Source organism: Mucilaginibacter sp. CSA2-8R, from assembly GCF_038806765.1.
Taxonomy (GTDB): domain Bacteria; phylum Bacteroidota; class Bacteroidia; order Sphingobacteriales; family Sphingobacteriaceae; genus Mucilaginibacter.
This window is the reverse complement of the sequence record NZ_CP152389.1, coordinates 3,350,754-3,377,021: the sequence shown is the minus strand read 5'-3', so window position 1 is coordinate 3,377,021 and position 26,268 is coordinate 3,350,754. Positions and strand designations below refer to the sequence as shown.

Sequence of the window (26,268 nt, the reverse complement as noted above, 5' to 3'; positions counted from 1 at the left end):
GAACCGGGTGCCAAAAAAATGCGGTAGCATTAATATATTTGAAACGATGTTAAACCTTATCCGCTCATTTTATTTAACTCTGACCGTGCCATTTGCGGTTATTTTGCAGCCCTTTGCTGTCAGTGCACAACATTTGTTTACTCAAAAGCTCGATAATTGTAAAACCGATGCTTTTTGCCTGGACTGCGGCAGCCCCAAGGCTACTTATGATTCGGTAAGTTTTAATCAAATTGCTGATAAAATCAACAGTAACTATAACCTTAAAGGCGCAAGCGGTGCAGTTATGTTTCAGGTTTTGGTAGACTCGCAGGGACGAGGTTGTACACTCAGTTATTCCGACCCAACCAAAAGCAAGATAAGCCAGGATATCATCGACGGGCTAAACGCCTGTAAGTGGTTCCCGGCTATGGAAAACGGAAAACCAACCACAGCATCAATCAACGTGATGTTCAGGTTGGCTAATGATCGTATAAGCGGCACTATCGAGCGTGTAAATCAGGAAGAAATTACAGCTAATATGTCCAGCCGTGGGGAGGTAAAAATTTACAATACATCCTACAAGTACACCAATAAAAATTTGCCTGCCTACCAGTTTAATGTCTGGCAAAAAGAAAATTCGGCTTTACCTCAGGATATGAGTCAGCATGTAATGGTCAGAAACGACGATGACATTTGGTATGCTACGCTGGACGGTTTGACTCGGTTTGAGCATGGTGTTTTTAAGACATTTGATAAAACCAATTCTCCGTTTACGCCCAATCAGACCATTAATGCAGTGGCAATGGATAAGGCTAACAATATTTGGATAGGGGCGGCCGATGCTATATTTAAGTTTGATGGAAAAACTTTCGAGAAGCTTAATACCGCTAACGTAGGGATTGGTGGCGTATATGATATTGTTCCTACTGCTGCTAATGAAATGTTGTTGTGCGATGATAAGGGATTAGTGATTTACAAAGAGGGTAAATATGAAAAAATTGATAAACGTGCAGTATCTGTAATGCCGTCAAACCGGGTTAATTATGCTTACCGCGACAAGCAAAGCCGTTTATGGATTGGCACCTTTAGCGGGAGTATTATGATTGACGACCAAAAAAAGGTTACGGCGTTAAACCAGTCCAAAACGCCGCTAAAGGGTATTTGCATAACGGGTGCTGCCGAAGATGAAGAAGGTAATATTTACTTTAGTTTGTATGATTATGCCCCAAGTAAAAACCGCGACCGGACCAGTGAAGGCGTTGCCAAACTGGACAAAAACGGGAACTGGACGCATTATAATGATCATAATTCTGGCCTGCCATCAAACCACCTTAATTCCATTTTTTATGATCCTTTTGAAAAAGTATTATGGATGGGAACTAACGAGTCGGGCTTGGTACGTTTTGACCGCGCGAATGACTGGCAGGTGTACCATTCCGAAAATTCGAAGGTGCCGAGTACAGGCATTTATCAAATTGCCCAGGATTTTAAAGGGAAGTTATACATATCAACTTACAACGGTATGTTACGAATTAGTAAAAGATAACTTGTCGCTGGTTTGATTTTCAAAAATTAACGCTGATCAGTTTTTCAATGATTTAAATTTTTTTGGAGTCCCCAATGTCAATTTTTAAATTAAATTCTGTCAAATTTGTGAAAACACATAGCATTGCTCTTCTTCTTTCAAAATCATATTTAAAAATTCAAATCATGCCTATTTGATAAAGGCCGTCAGTAAACTTGTTGAGCAAGTTTACGTACAACGCTTTAGTTTGCTAAAATGGCTTACTCGCCATGGCCGTTGTATGGCATCATGGTGATTTACAGCTAGTCAATAAAAGTATATATATTTACAAAGCTAATATCATTCTAATCTTATTATAATTTCGCAGGTTTGAGAACACCTCTTTTTGCTGCAATTTTTTGCTTGCTTACCTTTTCCATTGCTTTTAGTTATGCACAATCCTGGCAGCCATTAGGACCTGACGAATCCGAGCAGCTCGATTTTGGAAAGGTTTTAAGTTCTACCATGACGCTAAAAGACGATGTTCCGTATGTGGCTATGTACAGTGATGAAAAGCTTAGCATACAGAAGCCCTCTGAAACAGGGAAGGGATGGGTGCAGTACGGTGCGTCTTTTAATATCTCTAAGTTTGACGTGCCTACACTTTTCAATATGAAGATAGATCAGGGCGATATGTACATTGCTTACTATGGTTTAGGGGGTATTTATGTAAAAAGGTTAAAATCAGGTGCTGCAAAATGGGAAACGGTGGGTGACACTGCAGCGGCCAAGGCGCAGGTGGTTTATATGTCGATGGTTATAAACAACCATACACCCTATTTAATTTATACAAATGTACTTGCTGGCGATAAGGTATCGGTTGTGCGCTTAAGTGCAGACGAAACCAAATGGGAAACAGTGGGTAATGCCAATTTTAGTGAAAATAAAGCGGCTTTCCCTTCTTTGGCTTTTTACAACAATAAGCCTTACGTTGCTTATCAAAATTACAGCCTTTATTCTACAATAAGGCTGCAATGTTTAAACGATGCAGAGACCAAATGGGAAACATTAGCATCCACATCAATAAATTCGGGATCGAGTACAAATACGTGTTTGGCCTTTTGGGGGTCTGTACCATGCATAGCCTTTTCAGACGCCTTACTATCCGATAAAATATCAGTCATTAAATACAATCAGGCAAATAAATCTTTTGAGCCATTGGGGCAGTCTGGTGTTTCATTAGGCATGGCAAGCAACGTGGTAATGAAATCAAACAACGGGACGCTGTACGTGGCCTACACTGATCAAAGTCAGGATTACAGGCTGTCGGTGGTAAAGTTAAACGCCGAGGGTACGAAATGGTCCTGGGTAGGCAATCAGGCTTTCAGTAGTGGGCAGGCTACTGGCATCTCGCTCGACTTTATAGGTACCAAACCTTTTTTGGTCTATCGTGATTACGGTTATTTGAGCAGGGCAGTGGCGTCGAAACTGAGCGATGATGGCAGCAGATGGGAAAAAGCCAGCACTACCTCATTTTTACCAGGCAGCGCATGGACCATGAAGATGGTTAGCGATGACACGTCTCCGTATCTTGCCTATACAGATTTTAGTGATAACCAGCACTTATACGTTACCCGCTATGACAAAGTAAAGGCTGCCTGGGAAAAAGTAGGTTCGTCGTCAGTCTCCAAGTCTTGGGTTAATGAAATGGACATCGCGATGAATGGAACACAACCCTACGTTTATTATAGAGATTCTGAACGGGCTACCGTAAAAAGATTAAACGCTGCCGGTACCGACTGGGAAGTGGTAGGCAACCCGACATTTACCGAAGCTGTATCTGATAATAGCAAGTTATCATTAACCTTAAATGGTAATGTACCATACGTTGCCTACCAGGCATACAACAATTATGACAAAGGCACGGTGATGCGCCTTAAAGAAGATGGTAGTGCCTGGGAGGTAGCCGGCGATGCCAATTTTATACCCACAACAGCAAAAGAAGTAACCCTGGCTGCCGACCAGGGCGCGGTATACGCGGCTTATTACAATTCACTTAATTATAAGGTAGTAATTATGCGCCTCAAAACCGGCGCAGCCGTTTGGGAAAAAATGGTGGAAGTGCCTTTTACCTACGGGCAGTCTTTCAGAATTTCTGCACTTAAGTTTTACCAGTCATCTTTGTACTTGCTTTTAGAAGATTCTTATAAGTTAGGTCTTTATAAATTTAATGATGCAAAAACCGGCTGGTCTCAGCTTGGAAAACGCGTGCTTGGTTATGGAGGCAGAAGCGAAGCGGAACTTGCTTTTTATGGCAGTACACCATACGTAACTTATACTTCGGCAAACGAGGGTAAACTATCGGTGGCCAGGCTTAATGCCAATGGTAGTGACTGGGAAGACGTAGGAGGTAATTACAAAATATCTGCCGGCGAGATATCAAATTCGGGGATGTGTGTTATTGATGATCAAGTGATTGTTGCTTATGAGTGTGGCGGCGTTTTTGCCAAATCAGTTAAACTGTCGGCATCTGTAACGGGCGGCCAGCCCATGTCTGCCGGTGTGGGCGGATCGGTAACCATCACTGGCTTAAATTTAACCGGTGCTACAGCCGTATCATTTGGCGGGGTGGCGGCAACTTTTTTTAATGTACAATCGGCAACTAGTATTACCGCAATAGTGGGCAGAGGTGCCTCCGGCGATATTAAAGTTGTATCGCCTGCCGGTACTGCCACATTGCCGGGGTTTCAGTTTGTTTCATCACCAACTATTAGTGGCATTTCTCCGCTGGAAGGTGGGGCAGGTACAAAGATTACAGTTACCGGCACAAACCTAACCAGCGCAACGCGCCTAACGTTAGGCGGTAGTTCTGTTCTTAATTTTAAAGCAGAATCTGCAACTACCCTTACCGCTGTTTTAGACGAAAATGCTCGTTCAGGTTATTTTGCGTTAACTACGTTGGGTGGTACAGCTACAGCTCAGCAATCATTTACTTTTTACAACCCGCCCGTACTGGCTTCCGCCAGTATAATGAGCGCTAAAACAGGGACTGCCGTTACTTTAACAGGTACTAACTTAGGCGCTGTAACATCGGTGAGTTTTGGCGGCATCCCGGCAGCATCTTTCAAACTGATATCTGCAACTACCTTAAGCGCTGTTGTTGCCAATGGCGCTTCGGGCGATATTGTGGTTAACAACCCTGGCGGCTCAGCTACGCTGGCTGGCTTCACTTACATATCCGACAAACCAACCATCACATCGGTAAGCGAGCTTAAAGGAAATACAGGTAGCACCATATTAATTAAAGGCACGAATTTTAAGGATTTTATTGAGGTAAGCTTTGGCGGCGTGTCTGCTCAATCATTTACCATCAATTCAACTGAATTAATTACAGCAGTTGTAGGAAGAGGAGCAAGTGGTGTAATATCTGTTAAAACGCCTAAAGGTACAGCAAGCTATGATGGCTTCATATTTATCGAATCCCCGATTATCGAATCATTTAGTCCACTAAGTGCTGCAGCCGGTGCACCGGTAACTATTAAGGGTTTTAATTTTACTGGTGTAAGCGATGTTACCTTTGGCGGTGTCCCCGCAGCTTCTTTTAAGGTTGTATCGGCCGAAATAATTACCGCCAATGTGGGAACCGGTAAAAGCGGACCTATAGAGGTGACGTCGCGATCTGGTTGGGCAGGTAGCAAGGGCTTCACCTTTCTGACACTCCCAGCTATCAATTCGGTTGCTCCGGCGAGTGGTGCGCCAGCAACTGCGGTAACACTTACCGGCACAAACTTGAGTGCCGTAACAGCCGTAAGTTTTGGTAACCAGGCTGCTGCCAGTTTTCAGATTCTTACCGATAATACAATAATTGCGATTGTTGGGAATGGTGCAAGCGGACCGATAGAGGTGAGCAGCCCTGCAGGTAAAGCAAGTATTGCTAATTTTATGTTTATCCCTCCGCCTCAAATTACTTCAATTAAACCGGCCACAGTGGGCGAAAACTCTCAGGTAACTATAACCGGCAGCAATTTTTATGAAGTGAAGAACGTAATTTTTGCTGATACCCGGGCAAACTCATTTACAGTAAATTCTTCTACCAATATCACTGCGACAGTGGGAGTGGCTGCAAACGGGGCGGCTTCTGTCATTACTCCAGCCGGTGCAGCAAAGATTGATGGTTTCAGGTTTATTCCGAAACCTGTATTAACTGCAGATGGGCCGCTTACCTTTGCTAAAGGCAGCAGGGTTAAGCTTCAGGCTACCGAAGGGCAAGGTTATGTGTATGAATGGCTGCGCAACGGCGTTACTGTAAAAAATACAGACAACGCTACATTTACAGTCACAGAGAGTGGTTCTTACCAAGCCAGATTGCGCGTTGATGACTATAGCACTGAAACCGAACCCATTGAGGTTAAAGTAAAGTATGTTTTACCGGCCGATAACTTCAGGGTGTCGGCAACGGATGTTAGCTGTAAAGGCCAGGCAAACGGAACAATCAGTGTCACTGCAGCACAGTCGTTAGTTTACACAGGCACATTAACCGGTAACGGAATCGATAAGACTTTTTCGTTTGTGCAACAGGTAACGGTTCCGTCGTTAGTTGCAGGCACTTATAATCTTTGTATTACGGTGCAGGGAGAGCCGGATTATAAACAATGTTTTGAATTAAAGATAACTGAGCCTAAAGATTTGGCAGTTTACGCGGTAGTAAACAAAGAAAATAACATGCTTAACGTTAATTTACAGGGCGGAACAGACTATACGCTTACACTAAACGGTAGTGTGTTTAATACCAGCAGTAACACAATTAGTTTGCCTTTGGCTAAAGGTACTAACAGGCTGCTGGTCAGTACTAATCAGCCCTGTCAGGGTGTGGTTGAGCGCTTTATTAATGATCCGGGTAACCGCATTCCATATCCCAATCCGGTTGAGAACGTTTTGTACGTAAATCTTGGAGAAGCCGTTGTGCCAATGTCAGAAGTAAATATTTATTCAACAATAAACGGCAACAAAGTATGGAGTAATAAATTCAGCAATAGTTCAGGCATTGTGCAGCTTGACTTATCGTCAGTGATACCTGGTATCTACTCTATGCATCTTTTGCAGGGCAAAGCAGTTAATGTTTTCAAAATAATCAAAAAGTAGTATATCAGGTTAATGATCAAGCGTTTAAATGCGGCCTAAAATATTACCAGCGTAGTTCAGTCCATTTAACTTTAGCAAAAAGATATACGTCAAAGATGAGCTAAAAATGCATTTATGAACTTTAACAAGTCCAACCACTTGCCACAGGTAGCTACACAATCAAGATTTCAATTTAGCAACTAACAGTTAATGAATAAGCGGCGAATAGGCTTTGCCGCCAGTTACAACACAACTGTAGGCAGTGCCTTGGTAATTCTCCAGTAACTTGTTGTTGTTCCACTTTTGTTTGCCGGTTAATAAATCGTTAGTAAAAACATAGTTAGCCGGTGGAGATACCGGGCCAAAGACCCCGTGCAACGTGGATTCCCATCTTTTGCAAAAAAAGATATCGTTGTTGATGATGTATGCACCGCTGGTTGTTCCGGCTCCTGTATCACTAAGGGTTACAATAATCCGGCCTGTTGCTATGTCCATCAGCAGGTAACGTTCATCTACGTTAGCGCCATACTTGCCTGCGCCGGTATATACCAGTTTTTTAATGAGCAACTGGTTATTCCAAACCTGAGTAACGGCATTTATGGTGTCATAGTTACTATAGCCACCTCCATAATTAGTATGCCATTTTTCGTTACCCGTGGTTTTGTCAATCGCACTCAAAAAGCACTTTCTGTTACCCGGCGATGATGGATAGTGTGTAGTGGCTACAAAATACAAGTCTTTGGTAACATACTCTATTTTGGCTAGTTCCTGATTACCGGTAAAGGTAGGCGGAAGGGCTGCAGGCTTTGCCATCCATATTTGTTGGCCTGTGGCGGCATCAATCACTTTATCCTCATTGATGATGAAGCCATTGTTTAAAGCAATTAACGAATTGCTTACGTAATTAACCGTATTCATCTGCCATTTAAGTACGCCCGTTTTAGCATCTACAGCAGCAATGTTTTTGTATGCAGCAGCGATATAGATTAAGCCGTTGTAATATTTAATTTCAACGTTGATATTACCCGGATACTGGGTCTGAACCGCTTTGTTTACCTCATACTTCCATAAAAAAGTTTTGGATGGCTTGGTGGCATCCAGCGCATAAATGCCATAAGAGTCATTAGCGTTCGTGTATACACCGTAGAAAGTATCGTCGTGCAATATGGGTGCGCTAACGTTAGTCACGTCATCTGTCCATACTACAGAACCGGTGTTCATGTTAATAGCATCTATTTTGTTATTGCTTGAATTATATAAGTAGCCGTTGCCTGCCACCGGTTGGCACCAGGTAGTGTTGGTTTGCGCCGGGTAAGTGTATTGGGTAAGTACATTACCGGTAGCAGCATTAAGGAAATAGGTAGTTGTACCCGAACTGCTATCAAAAGTATTTACAAACATGGCCAGGTCGGGCAGGGGCGTTGATACTGGCTTAGTGGTAGTCGGTATTTCATCTTGAGGGTTGTTTTTTTTACAGCCGGCTATTAGTCCGGCCATTGTTATAAGCGCTATAATGATGATGTTAATACGCAGTGGTTTAGGCATTTTGCTTAATTTAAAGAATCAAATTTAGCTTTATTTTTATAAATAGCTGTTAAGCAATATGGTAAACATTCTTACTCTCAAGTCTTTATAGGGTATTAATCAGCAAAGGTTTGGCCTGTGCAACATACACACCCGAATTGATCTTGGTAGATTTTTGGTGACGCGAAGATAACGTCGAATTAATTTATCACGATCAACCAGTGTGTAACTAACGCTTTAGAGTGCCGGTTTTGTCATTTAAGCTTACCATTTTGGTCAGTAAATTATCAGCTCTGTTTTTTTGTGATTTTATTTAAAATGTTTTTGGAAGCTTAGCGTCTTAGTTAGTAACAACTAAACTTAACAACAATGCAAGCCAACTCTACCAACACTCCAAATTCAGATCAAAACTCAACAGTTTTATATACCCAATTTTTAAAAGACGGACTTTTTTCGGAAGAATGTCAGGCGATAGAAGTATCACAAAAGGCTTTGCAACAACCTAATCCGTGCGCAGCCGGATGGCCGGAAGATGACCAGGAACACGAATTGGCCGTTATGTTTTTAGACATCCGGGGTTTTACCTCGTGGATGGAGGCACGGCCGGTAAGGGAGGTAATTACGGGTGTTCGCCGTTTGTTTTCGGTATTTAACCAGATCATTAAAAGCTATAACGGCAAAACAATAACCATGGCCGGCGATAGTCTTTACGCTGTTTTTGGTTTAGGTACCGGTATTCGCGAAGCTGCTGCACAGGCTTACCAGGCCGGGCATAAACTTTTTGAAACCATGGACCTGTTTAACCGGATTTATGGCGTGCCTTATTACGGGCAACCGCTCGAAGTTGGGGTGGGCCTGAATACCGGTAAGGTAATGATTGGGCAATTTGGGTTAGATGCTCACCAGCAACTATCGGTGATGGGGTTGCCGGTTAACATTGCCTCACGTTTACAGGGCGAAACAAAAAATTTAAACAACAATTTTATTGTGGCCGAGGAAACGTATGCTTTACTAGCCGATGAGGTAAGCGCGCACGAAAAACGCAGCGTCAGGTTAAAAGGTTTAACGCGTGTACAGGACGTGCGCCTGGCCGGCAAACCCTATCAGCATGTTTTGGAGGCAGCCAGCCAGATAAACGAACTGGCTTATCTGATGGCGATAGCCGGGTAAGGCAAGTAAACTTCTGTTGTTTATTGAATATCATAACCATACCCAGGCTTGGGTCGTCATACATGATCATTAACTGGTAAGGTGGTTCGTTACCCATTAGTTTATAGGAGGCAAAACTTTCGATTATTCCCGTTAACTTTATTCCGTAGTAAGTGGTAGAATGCTCCCAAGACACTTGTGCTGTGTCTATCTGCCATTTTCCTTCGGCCGACACGTAATCAGGCTCTTTAGAGTCGCTGTTTTTAAAAACATTAGGTAGATTTACTGCTTTTTAATGGCCGTCGGCAAACAGTGTAATAGACGAAGCCTTGGGTTCCTTTGCTGGTAAAGCATTAGCTTCGGTGGTAATGCTCTGTTCCTTAAACTTGTAGGTACCCAAAATATTTTTTGGTTCAGGACGCTCGGTAGAAATGTCTCTTACGTAAGGGTCTGCAAAACAGCCAGCTAAGATTAAAGCGGCAGAAAGCAGGACGATGGTAATTTTCATTCAATCAATAAAATGTTAAGATAAGCAGGTCAGTAAGCAGGAGCACTTAGATTCAAATCTAATAAGAACAAGACCGCTTACTGATTTTGATAGTAGTCCCTATTAACCAACAACTCTTCCAAAACTCCTTTCCAAAAGCGATCTTTTTTAAAAGCGTCAGGGTCAACCATATACATGCGATTTTTCATGACATCATACTGTTTGTCAGTAAAATTGGCATCCATGTATGCTTCGGGACCATTGCATTCGATAATATCATTTATAAAATCCCGGTAAAAAATGAGGAATTGAAGTAAGCATTCCACTGACCGGTTGCAGTAGCCCGGTGCAAAACAATCCTCATGATCCAACCACTCTATCAAATCATTCTTTTGTATATTAATAGCAATTGGATTTCCGCTTTCGTCCGAACCTATCACAATATATTTATCACGTTCGGGGCATAGTGCATACAAATCTTCTAACTTCGTTACGCGTGCATATACATCATCACATTCACCAGCAAAAGACAAGTATGGCGCAGCATCTTTGGGCAGGCCGACCTCCAAATAATCAATAGTAAATGGCTGAAATTTAAAGATTGTAAGCTTTTGTCGGCTGTTAGGAGAAACTTGGTCTCCTGTTGAAGTCCAAATCGATAAATATTCTTGCGCGGTCATTTTATGGTTGATGATGGATTAAACATACGCAACTTTAAGGTAGAGAATTAACGATTGCCTTAACCAATAAAACGAACAAAAACATTCTTTTTAAACCAGTTAATGATAGTAATCATATCAGTGGACGCCGTTGTGCTTTTTATTTAAAATTTTACACCTTCACACAGATTTAAAAATCACTCACCAATCACTAATACGTTACTAACATCATAAAAATAAGCAACTATCTAAAATCAGCTTAAGTTTGTTGTAACAAAGCCAATATCTTAGTGTCCTAAACCAAATAACCACCCTATATGAATTTAAATAATGGCAGCAAGCTTGCTGCTTTAGCTCTGCTGATGGCTACCGGCGGAGCTTTTGCCCAATCCAAAAAACCGGTATCGTCATCTAAAGAAAAAAAGCCGATAGTAGCCAGCCGGTCGCAGGGCGATCTATTGCCGGTTGATGCCAATGTAATTATCGGTCATCTGCCCAACGGACTTACTTATTACATCCGCAAAAATACCCAGCCTAAAAACCGTGCAGAACTGTACCTGGTTAATAAGGCTGGTTCCATTCTGGAAACTGACGAGCAGCGGGGCTTGGCGCACTTTACCGAGCACATGGCCTTTAATGGCACGCGCGATTTCCCGAAGAATGACCTGGTTAACTTTTTGCAAAAAGCGGGCGTTAAGTTTGGGGCCGACCTTAACGCGTACACCTCGTTTGACGAAACCGTATACCAATTGCCGCTGCCTACAGACAGCCTCAATGTTTTTAAAAAGGGCTTTACCATTTTGGCCAACTGGGCGGGCATGGTAAGTTTTGATAGTAAAGAAATTGATTCGGAACGTGGCGTAGTACTCGAAGAGGAGCGCCTGCGTGGTAAAAATGCCGGCGAGCGGATGCAGCGCCAGATATTTCCGGTATTGCTGAACAACTCGCGCTATGCCGAGCGTTTGCCGATAGGTAAAGAAGAGATCCTGAAAAACTTTAAGCCCGAAACTATCAAAGCTTTCTATCACGACTGGTACCGCCCGGATTTGCAGGCCGTTATTGCCGTTGGTGATTTTGACCCTAAGCAGGTAGAGGAACTGATTAAGCAAAATTTTGCTGAACTTAAAAACCCGGCTAAAGAAAAGCCGCGCTTGGTATACCAGGTGCCATCTACGGCGGGTACGGCAGTAAAAATTGTGACTGATAAAGAGTATCCGTACAATGTAGTGCAGATTTATGTAAAGCACCCGTCAACCGTATCTAAAACCAAAAATCAGTATCTGCAGGATATCCGCGTAAACCTGTTTAACCAGATGATGAACGCGCGTATGGCCGAGCTGTTGCAAAACCTAATCCGCCGTATTTATTTGCACAGGCAAGCTACAGCGGTTTTTTAGGTAACCAGGATGCCTTTACTACCATTGCCGTAGCTAAAAACACCGGCGAGTTAAAAACGGCTCTAACTACGGCGCTTAATGAGGTAGAACGTGCACGTAAGTACGGATTTACCGCAACCGAGTTTGAGCGAGCCAAAAAAGATGCGCTGACCGGTATGGAGAATGCCTATAAAGAAAAGGATAAAACCCCATCAGCCCGTTTTGTACAAGAGTACCAGCGTAACTTTTTAAAAGGGGAGGCCATGCCCGGACTTGATTTTGAATATGCTTTTTATAAAGACAACATAGACAAAATTAAGCTGAGCGATATTAACGCCATGGCCGGTAAATTCATTAGCGACCAAAACCGTACTATCGTGGTACAGGCGCCCGAAAAAGATAAAGCTAACCTGCCTACCGAGCAAACACTGTTAAGCTGGGTTAAAGAAGCCGGCCACCAGGTAAGCGCTTATGTAGATAAGGTTAGCAAAGAGCCTTTACTGGCTAAAACCCCAACCGGCAGCAAAGTAGTTAGCGAAACCAAAGATGCCGCCATTGGCACCACCACGCTTAAGCTGGGCAACGGCGTTAAGGTAGTGTTAAAGCCAACCGACTTTAAAAACGACCAGATATTGATTAACGGTTACAGTTTTGGCGGAACCTCATTAGCCAGCGATGCCGATTATCCGTCGGCCAGTTTAGCTGCAAGTTCGGTAAACAGCAGCGGAGTAGGCAACTTTACCCAAATACAGTTAGGCAAAATGCTGGCCGGTAAAAACGTTGCAGTATCGCCTTATATTGCCGAAGCTACTGAAGGCATTAATGGATATGCCGCGCCAAAAGATTTTGAAACCGCGCTGCAATTAATTTACCTGTATTTTACCCAGCCGCGCAAAGACGCCGACACATGGCAATCTAACATTACGCAAACCAAATCGTTTCTGGCCAACCGCAGCCTCGACCCAAACAGCGTATACCAGGACACCGTAGCTGCTACATTGGGTAACCACAACCTCCGCCGCATGCCCGTTACCGCTGCGCTGCTCGACCAGGCTAACCAGGATAAAGCTTTCAGCTTTTATAAATCCCGCTTTGCCGATGCGTCGGGCTTTACCTTTACGCTGGTGGGCAACTTTGATGTAGAAAAAGTTAAGCCATTGCTGGAGCAATACTTAGGCAGCCTGCCTGCCACCAACAGCAAAGAAACCTACAAAAACCTGGGCATCCATGCACCTGCCGGTAAAATAACCAAAGAAGTTTACCGCGGTATTGGCGACAAGAGCACTGTACAGCTGGTGTTTAGCGGAGACTATGCTTACAACGAAGACAACAATCTGCAGATTGATGCGCTGGAGGAAATTCTGAATATTAAGCTTACCGAGCGTCTGCGCGAAAAAGAAGGCGGTGTATACTCGCCGGGGGTACGTGCCGTGTACAACAAGTTGCCGCAAAGCCGCTACAGCGTCACCGTTTACTTTACCTGCGCACCGGCTAACGTAGAAAAGCTGATTAACGCCTCGATGGAAGAAATCGAAAAACTTAGGCAAAACGGTGCTGAGGCCACAGACATTCAAAAGTTTGCTGCCGAAGAGAAACGCTCGACGGAGGTGCAGCTTAAAGAAAATAGTTTCTGGATTGGCAAGCTTTCATTAGCTTCACAAAACCAGGAAAACCCGGATGCCGTATTGCAGCATATTACCGATTTGCAGAAAGTAACGGTACAATCTACCAAAGAAACTGCCAACAAGTACATGAGTGGTAACAACCTGATTAAACTTGTCCTTTACCCTGAAAAGAAGTAACAGGATTAATATAAATTAATAAAGGCCGTCTTGTCAATGTGATTGACAGGGCGGCCTTTTTGTTTACTGACTGCGTCCGTTCGACTTACGCGAGCATGCTTAACGTTAGTTTGCTATGCAGGGCGGTTATTGTTCCAGCCTACAATTAGCTCAAAGATTTTAGTTTACAATAGCTATATTAGAAGCAGCTTAGTTAATAGCTTCTCAATAAACATCCAGAACAAGATATTTATTTATAGTCATTCTCCTGTTCGGTGCTGATGGGTTGCTGAGTATGGAAATAATGCTAATCAAGGTTTCTTCGCTAAGGTATATCTCCCCTTAAAGTCGGTAGTTGCCAGGGTTCCTTCCATTACCGGAGGGGGTGGAGGCGGCATATTGGCGGTAATAACAATGGGCTTTTTGAAACCTGGGTCGGGGTTAATTTTAATTTGATAACTAAACTTGCCTCCGCTGTTGCCTGGTAAGTTTAAATATTTGATAGGCACAGCTAACTCGTAAGTATAAGTCAATTTATCATCAAACAGGAATGCTGTTTTAATACCGTCGCTGTTGTAAACCGAAATGGCCGAATCTGGGATGGCAGCTACGCCGGTAACGCCGATCAGCTTTTCGCGTTTGGCAAACGCTGTGTTTAAATCGTTGATGTTGAGCGTTTCTTTATTTTTATAATTGATGCTTTGCCGGGCAAACTTATCGGCCACTTCCCACATAGCAGGGCCTTCAAGTACAGGATAAGTTACCGAAAGCGTATTTTTACTCTTCTTGTCATTTTCCCGGCTGATAATTAGGCTAATGCCGCCTCTTATAATTTTGTCAATAATCTCCCGCTCTTTGGCCTTGGCCGTTAGGTAAAGGTTTTTATCATCATTAGAGAGTGTATAATATATTTCGACCGCCTTGTTATACGCCTGAAACTTATTGTTCCATTCGTTGGTGTTGCCGTTAATTTTAATATCGGTCGGCGCATATATGCTGGCAGTTTGAACGTTAGGCAGTTTCTGCGCGCTTACAAAGAAGGTATTCAGCATCAGTGCGGGCAGCACCAGCTTGATGGATGGTCGAAATATGTTCATAGTGATAAAGGAATATTATTATCTAAGTAAAGAAATAAAAGCGATACATCAAACAGGCGTCTTTGACTTCAGGATTTTGTTTGAGAAGTGCTCAATCAGTATCAAGGAGCTTCTCGGAGATAATGACGTTTGTATTCAAATTGACAGCGACAAATGTCGTTATAATAAGTTTTGCAGATAAACCTTATGCAGCTTTTTTAAAGATAATGCTGTTATCGCTGATGATTTTGAACAATATAGTCAGGTCGGGAATCCGGTTTGTAAACAACAATGTTTTTGAAGGCCAGAACATCCATGTTACAGCTCAAAAAACAACGTATGGCATCGGCAGGAGAGCAAACAATGGGTTCGTCCATTACATTGAAGGAGGTGTTAACTAACAGCGGGCAGCCGGTTAACTGGTAAAAAGCCTGAATGAGCCGGTAAAATTCGGTATGCTCCGGAGTTACCGTTTGCAAACGTGCAGAATAATCAACGTGCGTTACGGCAGGCATGGTACTGCGTAAAGTCTTTAATGCTTCGAGGCCGGTTTGGGACGTACTTTCATTAGCATCAACCCGTTGTTTAGCCGCTACTGGGGCAGTGAATAACATATAAGGGCTCGGCTTGGCCAAGTCGAAATACTCTTGCTGATGATCAGACAGCACAGCAGGGGCAAAGGGCCTGAACGACTCGCGAAATTTAATTTTTTGGTTTAAAACCAACTGCATTTCCGGATGGCGCGGATCGGCCAGGATGCTGCGGGCGCCAAGGGCTCGGGGGCCAAATTCCATCCGTCCGTTAAACCAACCTACTACCTTTCCGGCGGCAATAAGGCGGGCAACCCCGGTGTAAAAAGCATCGTCGGGTAATGTAACGTATTCAAGCCCGGCATTGTCTATTGCCAGTTTTACGTCATCAGGAGTATAATCCGGCCCCAATAGGGCCTGTTGCATTTGGTCGGTGGTGTTGTTGGCCGGGCGGGGTTGCTGGTGGTATTGGTGCCAGGTATAGTAAGCTGCACCTAAGGCACCACCTGCATCACCGGCGGCGGGCTGTACCCAGATGTTTTTGAACGGACCTTCGCGCAATAAACGGCCATTGGCTACGCAGTTAAGGGCTACCCCGCCAGCCAGGCAAAGGTTCTGATGCGGATAGGCCGAGTGCATGGCCAACGCCAGTTTAAGCATAATCTCTTCGGTTACCTGCTGAATGGATGCCGCCACATCCATATGGAACTGGCTGAGCGCTTCGGCCGGTTTGCGGCGCGGCTGGCCAAGCAGTTGGTCAAATTGCCGCCCGGTCATGGTAAGGCCGGTGGCATAATTAAAATAATGCATGTTGAGCCTGAAAGAACCATCAGGTTTTACATCTATCAAATGCTCATAAATAAGCAATTTAAATATCGGTTTACCATAGGGTGCCAGGCCCATCACCTTGTATTCGTCACAATTTACCTTAAAACCCAGGTAATAGGTAAAAGCCGAATAAAGCAACCCAATAGAATGCGGAAATCGTATCTCCCGAACCATTTTTAACTGTTTACCCGAGCCAACGGCTACCGAGGTGGTTGCCCACTCGCCAACACCATCCAGCGTTAAAACCAGCGCCTCCTCAAAAGGTGATGGAAAGAATGCCGAAGCCGCATGCGACTGGTGATGGGTGGTAAACAGCAGCGTGTTGGCGCCGGGCACCCAGTCGGGTGTTATTTTTTTTAGTGCCTTAGTTATTACCCGTTTTAAAAAAAGCTTGTGTTTCACCCAAATGGGCAGGGCTTTCAGGTAGGCGGTTAATCCTCGTGGAGCAAATGCAAAAAATGTTTCTACCAGCCGTTCAAATTTTAGAAAGGGCTTCTCATAAAAAACAATGTGCTGTACTTCTTTCAGGGTAATGTTGCAGTAATCGAGGCAGTATTTGATGGCCTTTTCAGGAAAGGCCGCATCGTTTTTAATGCGGGTAAAACGCTCTTCCTGGGCAGCGGCCATCAATATGCCATCTTTAAGGATGCAGGCAGCACTGTCATGATAAAAGCTGGATATACCCAGGATGTACATTGGCCTAAAACAAAGCGTAAATAAAGGTGGATAAGGCGGTGCTTTGCGCCACAAACAAAAAAAGACTAAGCAGCAGTACCACAAGCACAAAAGGCCATAGCCAGTAGCGCTTACGCGTTTTCATAAAAATCCAAAATTCGCTTAAAATACCCATAGCATTAAAATTGTTGTTCCAGCTGTGTCTGGTCGTTATCAATCATTTTCCAGTAATTATCGGCAGTTGGGCCTGTTTTTAATTTGAGCGGGTCGTTGCCCAGTAGCCGGCTTATCAGGCCAAACGGCGTTACAATCACTACATAAACCAGCGTTAATAGTACCAGTGTATTGATGTAACCCAGCGCTTTGCCCAAGGCTTCCCAGCCTTTGCGTGGCCATGTGAGCCATTGCGGCACTATCAATGCCGAAAATATTAATACACCACTTATAGCGGCAAACCATGGCATGGCCAACGAGTGCTTGTGCCATTTGTAAAGGGCTATTACCATAAACGCTGCTCCAACCAGCAAACCAAGGTCCCGGTTTTCTTTCAATGGTGCTTTCATGGTTTGCGGTATTTTTCGGCCAGACCGGGTTCGCCCATTTTTGCGTAATCATTGGCAATGGCCATGCGTGCACCGGGCTGATTTATCTTTTGCTGGTTACTCACAATGCCGGTTAACATAGAGCGGTAAGGCTCAAAGTTGCGTGTGGTGGTGTTTTTTTCTATCACTTCATCAAGGGTCGCCAGGGCTTTTTGAGGCTGGTCGGCTTTAATGTAGAACAGAAACAGGTTTTGCGCACTTTCGAACGACGGGAATAAGCGGTTAGCCTGCGTAAAGTGAAACTCCGATTCGGGGTAGTTACCCAAGTCAAAATTCAGCCTGGCAGCATATAAATAGTACTGGTTATTTTCCGGATTTTCGAGCAAAGCTGCTTCGGTTGCTTTCAATGCGGTTTTCTTGTCGCCGGTGGCCATGCCGTTTTTAAAGAGGGCATCGTTGGCCTGGTTCCAGGTAATATTCCCTACCGATAGTGGTCCGGCAATTTGCGCGGCAACGGTTTGCTCCCGTTGGTAACCGGCCGGTATAGGCTGGTTAAACGGCCAGCCGGCTTTCAACATCATTACCTGGTAAGCGCCAAACAGCGAATCAACCTGGGTAACCGGCATTTGATGCCACAGCTGTGCAAAGGTCATTTCGTTTTGAGGTTGCGGCTTTATAATGTGATATTGTTTAAGCGACCGATAAAACGCATCGGCCATTAAAGCGTAACCATAAAGGTTGGGGTGTACATGCTCTAAAAGGGTTTCGTGCCCTAAAATAGCGTGGGGCGAAGCCTGCTCAAAAGCGGTACGCACATCTACCAGGTGCAGGTATGGATTGCTCTGGGCCAGTTTACGGATAATCTGATCTATGGCCTCCGGTGCCCGGAAACGGAGCTCATCGCGTTCTTTGGCGGCAATGTATTCTTTGCGGGCCAAATCAAATTGCCCGGCGTTGTAGGCGCGTTCGGCTGCGGCAAACGCAGCATTGGCCGATGCACTGCCAGTGCCTGCGCTGATAAAGGGTTTTAAGTCCTTTTGGTTACTCACCAGCGTACTGATAAAGACAGGGATTTTGTTTTGTGCAAAAAGACGGCTCAACGCGGTCATGTTGTTATCAAACTGGCGGATACCTGCCTGGTAATCGGCGCTGTTTTGGGCAATGGACTGTTTAGCCGCCATGCGTTTCATCAGGTTTTCGCGGTTATCGGTCGGTTTGCCGCTGCCTGTTTTGAGGCGGTAAAGCCAATTGTCTATCAACTGCACCAAGCGCAATCTGCGGAGCTTGAGCAGCATGGCAATCATGGTGGGGTTGCTGCCTATCCGGCTGGTAGAGGCTACGCCAAGAGCGCCATAATACTCGTTGTGGCCAACATAAATCATCACCGCATCAGGCTGAAAGGGGGTAAGCTGTTTGGCAAAATCGAGTACGGTGTACGAGTTTACGGCCGTTAAACTTAGGTTAACGACCTCTACCCGCTGCGATGGCAACTCGTGGTTTAAGCGGTATTGCAACCAACGATGAAACGAGCCGTTATGAAAATAAGGATAGCCTGCAGCGGTGGATTCGCCTAAAACAAACAGCCGCAAGGTGCCCGGTAGCTTTTGTTTATTAAAGGGCTCGTAATATCCTTTCGTAGCGTTAACCGTGTCAGAAAAATAACGCTCGGATGCATAGCGGTTCATCACCATTTTAGATACATCATTCGGTAAGGGTACAAATAGTGAGGTATCATGCCCGTATCCGGTTAAACGTAAAGCACCCTCTAACAAAGCTAAAAGGGCAAACGGTACTATAAAAGCGATTAGCCTGAATACCGTTTTTTTAGACTTGCTGAGATGCGGGGATGCCATGTAGAATGTAAGTGGTTATTTGGTAAATATTGTATCAATAAGCAGTATGTTATTAAACCACCGCAAAACTATAGCTGTTGTTTTGCGGTGGTACGAATGATTGGAATAAATAAATTAATAGCCCGGGTTTTGCTTCAACTTAGAGTTAGTTTGCAAAGCGCTGGTAGGTATAGGCATCAGCGTGCGGTATGAGCCGTTGGGCGAGTGCGATAACCAAGATTTGGTAGTTAAACAGCCAAACCTGATCATGTCCTGCCGGCGGCGTCCCTCTTGTGCAAATTCCCAGCCCAATTCGTCCAAAAAGCGACCGTATTGAATATCGGAAACAGATTCGTGTGTAGTGGTATTGTGGTTTCTTAAGCCGTAATCGTACTTTGTTGGTCCGGCCAACTGTGCTCCGGTAACGGCTGCCTTAGCCGGTGTACTAACAAAGTTGCGCTGACGCACCTGTGTAACCAGCGTAGCTGCCGTGTTGCCATCGCCATTGCGTAAAGCGGCTTCAGCTTTCATCATCAGCACATCGGCGTATCTAAATAGTGGAAAATCATTGCTCATGCCTACCAACTCGCCAGTCTGTATCTGGTATTTACCCAGGCGGTAGCCATGTATTTCCTGTGATGAATCTACGCCTGGCAAATCGTTAACATAGGCTAACGGCTTACCGCTAAATTTATCCATCGTTCCCATTAAAACAGCACCGCTGGCAGTAAACTGTTGTCCTTGTATCCAATTGCTTTTCAATCGATTGTCGTCCGGGTCAAAAGTGTTGATAAACTGCGGCTCAGCACAAATGCCTCCCCATGGTGTGTTTTGGAAATTGTAGGTAGCCTGATTTTCGGGCTGCAAAGTTTCCATGTGCAGGGTCCAGGCAGTTTCACCATCAGATGTATACAGATTGTCAAAAGGTATGGCAAATACAATCTCTTTTGAACCGGCATTATTGGTAGCAAACACATTGGCCTGCACCGATTCCAGGTTGTATAAGCCAGACTGTATGATCTGGTCGCAGGCGGCAATACATTCGGTCCAACGGGCAGTGCCGGTGTATACCTGTGCGTTTTGGTATACTTTAGCTAACAGTGCCAGTGCTGCCCATTTGTTAAAACGGCCGTAGGTGGTGCCATCATTATTGGTGCTCAGCAACGGTAAGTTGGTTGTAATTTCGCTAACGATAAAATTATATACATCTGTGCGCGTGCTTTGGTCGGGCAAAAAGCCTGATGGCACATCAAACTTTGTAATGATAGGCACATTGCCAAAAAAGTCACATAGTGCATAATAGAACGATGCACGCAATACTTTAAGCTCTGCAACCAGGTTTTCTTTACCAGTGGTAACCGGAATAAGATTGTTATCTAACTGGTACAGCAACCTGTTACAATTGGTGATGCCTTGGTATGCGTTGGTCCAAATTACGTTGCTGTTGTCATCAGCTGCCGTCCATTTGGCCTCGTGCATACGGCGGTAAATACCACCGTCTACCCAGCCATTTGGCCTCGCCGGTATTACTGTTTCGTCACCAGCCAGCTCATTAGTACGCCAAATGGCGTTGGCACTGCGGCCCAGTTCCAGTTTACGCCATGTGGTGTACGGTACGCCTACCAGCGCAGCTACATCACTGGGCGTGGGATTAAATTGGCTGGATACTATGGTGTTGTAGTTATTGTCGTTCAGTTTAGTACATGAGTATCCCACCACCAGGATGAGGATAATCGTGCTAAAAAAATATACTTTTTTCATTTCAATTTTCTTAATGGTGGATCCTTTAGAAACTTGCTGATATACTAAGGTTATAAGTTCGCTGCGACGGGTAAACATCGCGGTAATCTACCCCGGGTGTTAAGCCAGCCGTGCTAACTTCGGGGTCATTGCCTTTATATTTGGTAATGATAAAGGTGTTGAGGGTTGAAAAAGCAATTCTGGGATTATGGATGTATTTAGAACGCAGGTTTTTAAGGGTATAACCGATGTTGATGTTGTCAATCTTCCAAAAATCACCGTTTTCGATGTAGTAGCTATTAAACTCCTGTGCTACGTTTTTATTTAATACTGCTGTACCAAAAACTTTATCATAAGCAGTGGCAAAACGGTTATAGTTCATGATGCCCGGCAACTCAAAATCAGCCCGTTGCAAGTTGGCAATTTGGAAGTGGAAGGCGCCACGCATGGTTACACTAAAGTCAAAGTTTTTGTAATTGATAGTGTTGTTCCAGCCCGCATAATACTTAGGTAAACCATTACCAACCACTTGCTTGTCTTCAAATGAGTGTTTAAATTGGTTGTAAGGCACGGTAGTACCATTAGGTTCCTGGTATATCCAGAAGCCATCGTTAGTTACGCCCACTACCTTGAAAGCGTAAAAATCGCCTATATTTTTGCCAACTTGTACAATGTGGGTAAAGGTGGTTGCCGGCGGACCAGTGCCCCCCGCGGTAAAATAAGGCAGCGTTGCCTGGTAAAGGTCGTTAGATAAGCTTACGAGTTTATTGGTATTGGTTGAGAAATTAATGGTGCTTGTCCAGTTAAAATCTTTGGTTTTAACAGCTACAAAGTTAAGAGACACCTCAATACCTTTGTTGTTCATGGTGCCTACGTTAGCCTGGGTAGTAGGGTACAGGTTGGGTGGGCTGGGTACTTGGTAATTATACAGCAAGCCTGTGATGCGCCTGTTGTACAAATCGACAGTACCGTAAATCCGGTTCTTAAGCATGCTGAAGTCTAAACCAACGTTGGTTTCGTGCTTTTCTTCCCAGCGCAATGCCGGATTAGCATTTTGGCTTGGCGTTATAGTCTGTATCCATTGGCCGTTGTACAGCACGTAACGGTCATAGCCTAACAAGCCTACCGCCAAAAATCCCTGAGAGGGCTGATTACCGGTAACACCGTAACCTGCACGCAACTTCAAATCATCAAACAAGGTCTGATTTTTCATGAAGTTTTCGTTGGTGATACGCCAGCCTGCTTGTACAGAAGGAAACTTACCGTAAGGTTTATTGGCACCATAAAGCTGACTGGCACCGTCAATACGCAAGCTGGCCAGCAACAGGTATTTTTCTTTATAGCTGTAGGTACCGCGTGCAAAGTAGCTGATCAGGTTAGTTTGTGTTCTGCCGCTATTGATCACATCCTGACCAACTTTTTGAGCCGTACCTAACTGAATCTGGTTATAGCCAAAGATATCAGTAGGAAAGCCGTGATTAGCGATTGAAGAACCAAAACTGTCGTAATCCTGGTATTCATAACCGCCAAGTGCAGTAAAACGATGATCGCGGAAAGAACGGGTATACTCTGCTGATAAGTTCAGGAAGCGGCTTATGCTTTGTCCCTGGTTAACATTGGCTATACCAAATTGCTGGTCGCGCAGGGTAGAAATGTTTTGTTGGTTTTGGTAAGAAAGATTTTGATATCCCGCTTTGGTATAAGAACCTGTTGCTGCTATTCGTAAACCTTTAACTGGCAAGAAAGATATAGTAGTATTGTACCTGCTGCTAAATGCGCTGTTAGGAGCATCGGTGTTGTAAGCATCAGATACCGGGTTTTGGTACTCAAAGTTATTTGGCTCCTGGTAGTAAGAACCATCAGGCATTACTACAGGTGCAGTGGGGTTCATGCGCAGGGCCTGGCGGTAATCGTAGGTATTAAAACCTAAGCTGTTAAAATTGGTCTGTATCATACCAAAATTAAACTTAAGCTTACCGTCGAGCATAGAATGGTTGATGTCTGCACGGCCGGTAAACTGTGCGTGGTTTGACCGTAAGAACATACCATTTAAAAAGCGATAGTTAACCGAAGCCGTATAATTGGTTTGGGCATTACCACCGCTTAAACTTACATTTTGTAGGGTAGACACCGGTGCTTTTTTCAGGATAGCATCCAGCCAGTTGGTAGATGCCCCTTTATCATACGATGCATCACGCGTTCCGGAGGCAATCTGGTCGCGATAGTCTTGCGCTGTCAAAAGCTTAGGGCGGCGGGTAATCTGACCAACACTTACGTTGCCGCTGTAATCAATGTGTGCACCCGACCGGCCTTTGCCCGATTTGGTGGTTACGATAATTACACCGTTAGAACCTCTAACGCCATAAATAGCGGCCGAAGATCCGTCTTTAAGTACCGAAATTTCGGCAATATCCTCAGGCGAAACCGTTAGCAAATCTCCCGGAATACCGTCAATAATTACCAGCACACTGGTGTTGGCACCGTTAATAGTATTGGTACCACGTAATAAGATTTGCGACTGGGCATTAGGGTCGCCGGATGGGCTAGAGATGTTTAAACCAGCCACCTTGCCTCTTAACAGCGCGGCAGCATCGGTAACCGGGCCGGTTACGAAGTTTTCTGATTTAACGGTAGCCACGGCACTGGTTACATCTCCTTTACGCTGGGCACCATAACCAATTACTACTACCTCGCTCAGTGAGTTAGGTACAGCCTTCATCGTAACATTTAAGGTGGTACCGGCGGATTTTACTTGCTGCGTAGCAAACCCTACGGCCGAGAATTGCAGCGTAGCGTTTGCGTCGGGGGCATTAATGCTATACTTACCCTGTACATCGGTTTGGGTAGCGGCGTTTGAGTTAAGCACCTTTACCGTCACCCCCGGAACAGGCTGGTTGGTTTCGTCGGTTACCGTACCGGTAATCTTTACGTCCCGAGCCTCGGGCAATGCTGGCAGCATAGTTATTTCTTTACGCTGCAGTACAATGGTTTTATTTTTAACGCTGTAAGACAGAGGCTGCCCGTCAAAACATTGGCGCAGTGCCTCTTTCAGTGGTTCGTTTTTTACATTTACGTCAACCGGGTGGGCATCGGCCAGCATTTGGTCGGTGTATAAAAAGTGGTAACCCGTTTGGTGCTGTATCTCTGCCAGCACTTGTGATAACGGAGCCGATTTTGCCGTATATGTTACGTTTTGCGCTCTGCCTGCCAGCGATATTTGCATCAAAACAGTAACAAGCAAAATTAGGGTTAACTTCATTATTAACAGGATTTTACGGGCAATAGCAGGCCCCTTATGCCTTTTAAGAGCATATATTTTCATATATTTGAAAAGTTTGGGTTTATAAATTGGTTGTTAATACTTAAGCATTCCATAGTTAATCCATACTCCGGCTCGTGGTGTTCGCTGCACTGCGGGCCTTCGTTTTTTTGGATCATCTACTTTTTAGGTAAAAAAATTACTTCATTACGATGATCCTCCTTCCGTCAATTTTAAAATGAACTACTTTGGTTAATTCGAGCATGTTAAGTACCTCGCTAATCTCTGATGAGCGGGGCAGCATACCCACAAAGCCTTCGTGCGTCGGTTTGCCTACATAGCTCACCTCCACATCGTACCAGCGCGATAGCTTGCGCATAATACTTTGAATATCTTCGTGAGAGAAGCTGAAGTTGCCGTTTTTCCACTCTACTACGTCCTGCACATTTACGCTGCACACTTTAATATCATCAGTTACCCTGGCCTGCTGGCCTGGTACTATCATTTTGCACTTGCCGTTTTTATAGACTTTTACCGAACCCTCTAAAAGTGTAGTATTGATACTCGGCTCGTCGGCATAGGCGCAAACATTAAAGTGGGTACCCAATACTTTAACCTCCATGCGGTCAACACACACTGTAAAAGGTTTATGCTTATTTTTGGTTACCTCAAAATAACCTTCGCCGGTAAGGTCTATGCGGCGTTCTTGCGGGTTAAAGCTTAACGGTATCCTGATGGATGATGCTGCATTAAGCCATACATGGGTACCATCAACCAGGGTTACCTGGTATTGCCCGCCATGTGGGGTCATCAGCACATTAGCGCCGTGTTGCTTACTACGTCCTTTTTGGATGTATTTTAATTGCCCGTCGCCTGTTTTATAAATACGGATGTTGCCCTCAACCGCCAGCAAACCGTTAGCGGCCTGGTTTAATACAATGCGACGACCGCTGGCCAGTTGCAAGTAGCCCTTATTAGTGCCAGGTACAATTTTTTGTTGCCGGGCTATCAATTTTGTTTCGGGTGTTTTAAAGAAACTTGTGTAGGCAAATAAACCTACGCCAGACACTACTACAAGTAGGGCAGCCCAATTAATAATGGAAGAGTACCACCGCCGGTTTTTACGCTGGTCGGCTTTATCCAACTGTGATTCGATACCCGATACTAACAATGTATTGGGTTCGTGCTCGTCTGCCGGCTGATGCTCAAAATGCTGAGCCATTTGCTGCAAAATTTCTTCTGTGTCGGCATCAGAAGCCGAATCCAGCCAGTTTAAAAACTCCGCGTGCTCGGCTTCGGTGTAATCACCGGCTGCGTATTTTTTCAGGAATTTTTCTGCAGAATTTCGGTTCATTTAAAGAGAAGACGAATAGCCTAAGCAATCGGACCCCTCGGGATAAAAATATTTTTTACAAGCTACAGTTGCGTATTAAATATTATCAATGACCGTGGAGAAAACAGTATTAGCGGTAATAGATACAGACTAATGATGCAAATATAACCAGATGGAGATGATAAGGATGCTGACCTCGCCATGCATGTACGTACGCACGAAGGCCATGCCCTGGTATAGTTGTTTTTTTACTACCGACTTGGAAATAGCCAGGCGGCCGGCAATTTCATCTAACGACAAGTCTTCTTGGGTGCGCATCTCCACGATTTCGCGGCGCTTGGGCGGCAGTTTACTGATGGCTTGTTGAATGAGCAGGCAGTGCTGACTGTAAATGAGTTTACTATCCGAAAATTCGGAACCGGTTTCGGGCTGCATAGCCAGCACCTCAAACGCTTTTATTTCTGTTTTGCGGCGGCGGTAGTAATCAAGCAGCATGTTTTTGGTGATGCGAAAAACAAAGGCTTTAAAGCAGTTAATGGTCTGTAGTTTTTCGCGGGTTTCCCAAATCTTTAAAAAGGCATCCTGCACAATTTCTTCGCTGGTTTCTTTTGATTTGCAAAACAGGAAAACATAACGGTAAAGCTGGTTAACGTAGCGCGAATACAATAAAGCATAGGCATTACGGCAACCGCTAGCCGCACGTGCCATTAGTTCTTCATCACTTTGCTTCATCATGACTATAACTTAAATTATTAGTTATAAGTAGCGACGTAGACCGCGAATAAATGTCTGATCAACAGTTATAAAAAATCGTAAGGGCTGCGTTTCGGCTACAATTGGTGCTGCAATATATTAAAAAATTATAAACAACCT

At 44.4% G+C, this 26,268-nt stretch carries 18 protein-coding genes; 5 read left to right on the top strand and 13 right to left on the bottom strand.

The annotated features are described in order from the left end of the window. The first annotated feature begins 46 nt into the window (after window positions 1-46). Together AAGR14_RS14470 and AAGR14_RS14465 are read left to right on the top strand one after the other, a co-directional pair. The gene (locus AAGR14_RS14470; protein ID WP_342644940.1) at window positions 47-1,525 is read left to right on the top strand and encodes a two-component regulator propeller domain-containing protein; all 1,479 of its coding nucleotides are present in this window, start codon (window positions 47-49) and stop codon (window positions 1,523-1,525) included. A gap of 348 nt (window positions 1,526-1,873) precedes the next feature. Beyond that, window positions 1,874-6,625 carry an IPT/TIG domain-containing protein gene (locus AAGR14_RS14465; RefSeq protein ID WP_342644939.1) on the top strand — a complete coding sequence of 1,584 codons (4,752 nt, stop codon included), beginning with the start codon at window positions 1,874-1,876 and terminating at the stop codon, window positions 6,623-6,625. A gap of 186 nt (window positions 6,626-6,811) precedes the next feature. Here the strand turns inward: AAGR14_RS14465 and AAGR14_RS14460 are convergent, their stop codons facing one another. Continuing rightward, window positions 6,812-8,149, bottom strand: a complete 1,338-nt coding sequence (locus tag AAGR14_RS14460) for a PQQ-binding-like beta-propeller repeat protein (protein ID WP_342644938.1) — start codon at window positions 8,147-8,149, stop codon at window positions 6,812-6,814. 348 nt (window positions 8,150-8,497) lie between these two features. Between AAGR14_RS14460 and AAGR14_RS14455 the strand changes: the two genes are divergently transcribed. Next, window positions 8,498-9,298, top strand: coding sequence for an adenylate/guanylate cyclase domain-containing protein (locus AAGR14_RS14455; RefSeq protein WP_342644937.1), 801 nt, complete (start codon window positions 8,498-8,500; stop codon window positions 9,296-9,298). Window positions 9,299-9,569: 271 nt separating this feature from the next. On the opposite strand, the gene AAGR14_RS14450 is transcribed toward AAGR14_RS14455, so the two are convergent. After that, window positions 9,570-9,785: a hypothetical protein gene (locus AAGR14_RS14450; protein ID WP_342644936.1), complete on the bottom strand. Its 216-nt coding sequence runs from the start codon at window positions 9,783-9,785 to the stop codon at window positions 9,570-9,572. A 77-nt stretch (window positions 9,786-9,862) separates the two neighbouring features. Continuing rightward, complete coding sequence (locus tag AAGR14_RS14445) at window positions 9,863-10,444, bottom strand: SUKH-4 family immunity protein (RefSeq protein ID WP_342644935.1); 582 nt, start codon at window positions 10,442-10,444, stop codon at window positions 9,863-9,865. A 296-nt stretch (window positions 10,445-10,740) separates the two neighbouring features. On the opposite strand from AAGR14_RS14445, the gene AAGR14_RS14440 reads away from it, so the two are divergent. Then, window positions 10,741-11,820, top strand: a complete 1,080-nt coding sequence (locus tag AAGR14_RS14440) for a pitrilysin family protein (protein WP_342644934.1) — start codon at window positions 10,741-10,743, stop codon at window positions 11,818-11,820. On the opposite strand, the gene AAGR14_RS14435 is transcribed toward AAGR14_RS14440, so the two are convergent. Then, entirely contained in the window at window positions 11,804-11,956 is a 153-nt protein-coding gene (locus AAGR14_RS14435) for a hypothetical protein (RefSeq protein WP_342644933.1), read from the bottom strand. The two genes, AAGR14_RS14440 and AAGR14_RS14435, sit on opposite strands and share 17 nt — an antisense overlap. Before the next feature lie 19 nt (window positions 11,957-11,975). Here AAGR14_RS14435 and AAGR14_RS14430 point away from each other — a divergent pair, with 19 nt between their 5' ends. Beyond that, window positions 11,976-13,601 (top strand): insulinase family protein, encoded by a 1,626-nt coding sequence (locus tag AAGR14_RS14430; RefSeq protein ID WP_342644932.1) that lies wholly within the window; start codon window positions 11,976-11,978, stop codon window positions 13,599-13,601. 290 nt (window positions 13,602-13,891) lie between these two features. Here AAGR14_RS14430 and AAGR14_RS14425 read toward each other — a convergent pair whose 3' ends face one another. The 9 genes from AAGR14_RS14425 to AAGR14_RS14385 all read right to left on the bottom strand — a co-directional run bounded on the left by AAGR14_RS14425 (window position 13,892) and on the right by AAGR14_RS14385 (window position 26,130). Further along, window positions 13,892-14,677: a hypothetical protein gene (locus tag AAGR14_RS14425; RefSeq protein ID WP_342644931.1), complete on the bottom strand. Its 786-nt coding sequence runs from the start codon at window positions 14,675-14,677 to the stop codon at window positions 13,892-13,894. Window positions 14,678-14,889: 212 nt separating this feature from the next. Then, window positions 14,890-16,710: a carbamoyltransferase gene (locus AAGR14_RS14420; RefSeq protein WP_342644930.1), complete on the bottom strand. Its 1,821-nt coding sequence runs from the start codon at window positions 16,708-16,710 to the stop codon at window positions 14,890-14,892. Window positions 16,711-16,714: 4 nt separating this feature from the next. After that, a complete protein-coding gene (locus tag AAGR14_RS14415; protein WP_342644929.1) occupies window positions 16,715-16,834 on the bottom strand; it encodes a DUF5989 family protein in 120 nt (39 codons plus the stop codon). Window positions 16,835-16,868: 34 nt separating this feature from the next. Further along, window positions 16,869-17,252, bottom strand: coding sequence for an SxtJ family membrane protein (locus AAGR14_RS14410; RefSeq protein ID WP_342644928.1), 384 nt, complete (start codon window positions 17,250-17,252; stop codon window positions 16,869-16,871). Beyond that, on the bottom strand, window positions 17,249-19,084 hold the full coding sequence (locus AAGR14_RS14405; RefSeq protein ID WP_342644927.1) for an SGNH/GDSL hydrolase family protein: 1,836 nt from the start codon (window positions 19,082-19,084) through the stop codon (window positions 17,249-17,251). The genes AAGR14_RS14410 and AAGR14_RS14405 overlap by 4 nt, the downstream gene beginning before the upstream one ends. A 114-nt stretch (window positions 19,085-19,198) precedes the next feature. After that, complete coding sequence (locus AAGR14_RS14400) at window positions 19,199-20,824, bottom strand: RagB/SusD family nutrient uptake outer membrane protein (RefSeq protein WP_342644926.1); 1,626 nt, start codon at window positions 20,822-20,824, stop codon at window positions 19,199-19,201. A gap of 25 nt (window positions 20,825-20,849) precedes the next feature. Further along, window positions 20,850-24,125, bottom strand: a complete 3,276-nt coding sequence (locus AAGR14_RS14395) for a SusC/RagA family TonB-linked outer membrane protein (RefSeq protein WP_342644925.1) — start codon at window positions 24,123-24,125, stop codon at window positions 20,850-20,852. 136 nt (window positions 24,126-24,261) lie between these two features. Next, window positions 24,262-25,416, bottom strand: a complete 1,155-nt coding sequence (locus tag AAGR14_RS14390) for a FecR domain-containing protein (protein ID WP_342644924.1) — start codon at window positions 25,414-25,416, stop codon at window positions 24,262-24,264. Window positions 25,417-25,545: 129 nt separating this feature from the next. After that, on the bottom strand, window positions 25,546-26,130 hold the full coding sequence (locus AAGR14_RS14385; protein WP_342644923.1) for an RNA polymerase sigma factor: 585 nt from the start codon (window positions 26,128-26,130) through the stop codon (window positions 25,546-25,548). Between the last annotated feature and the right edge of the window lie 138 nt (window positions 26,131-26,268).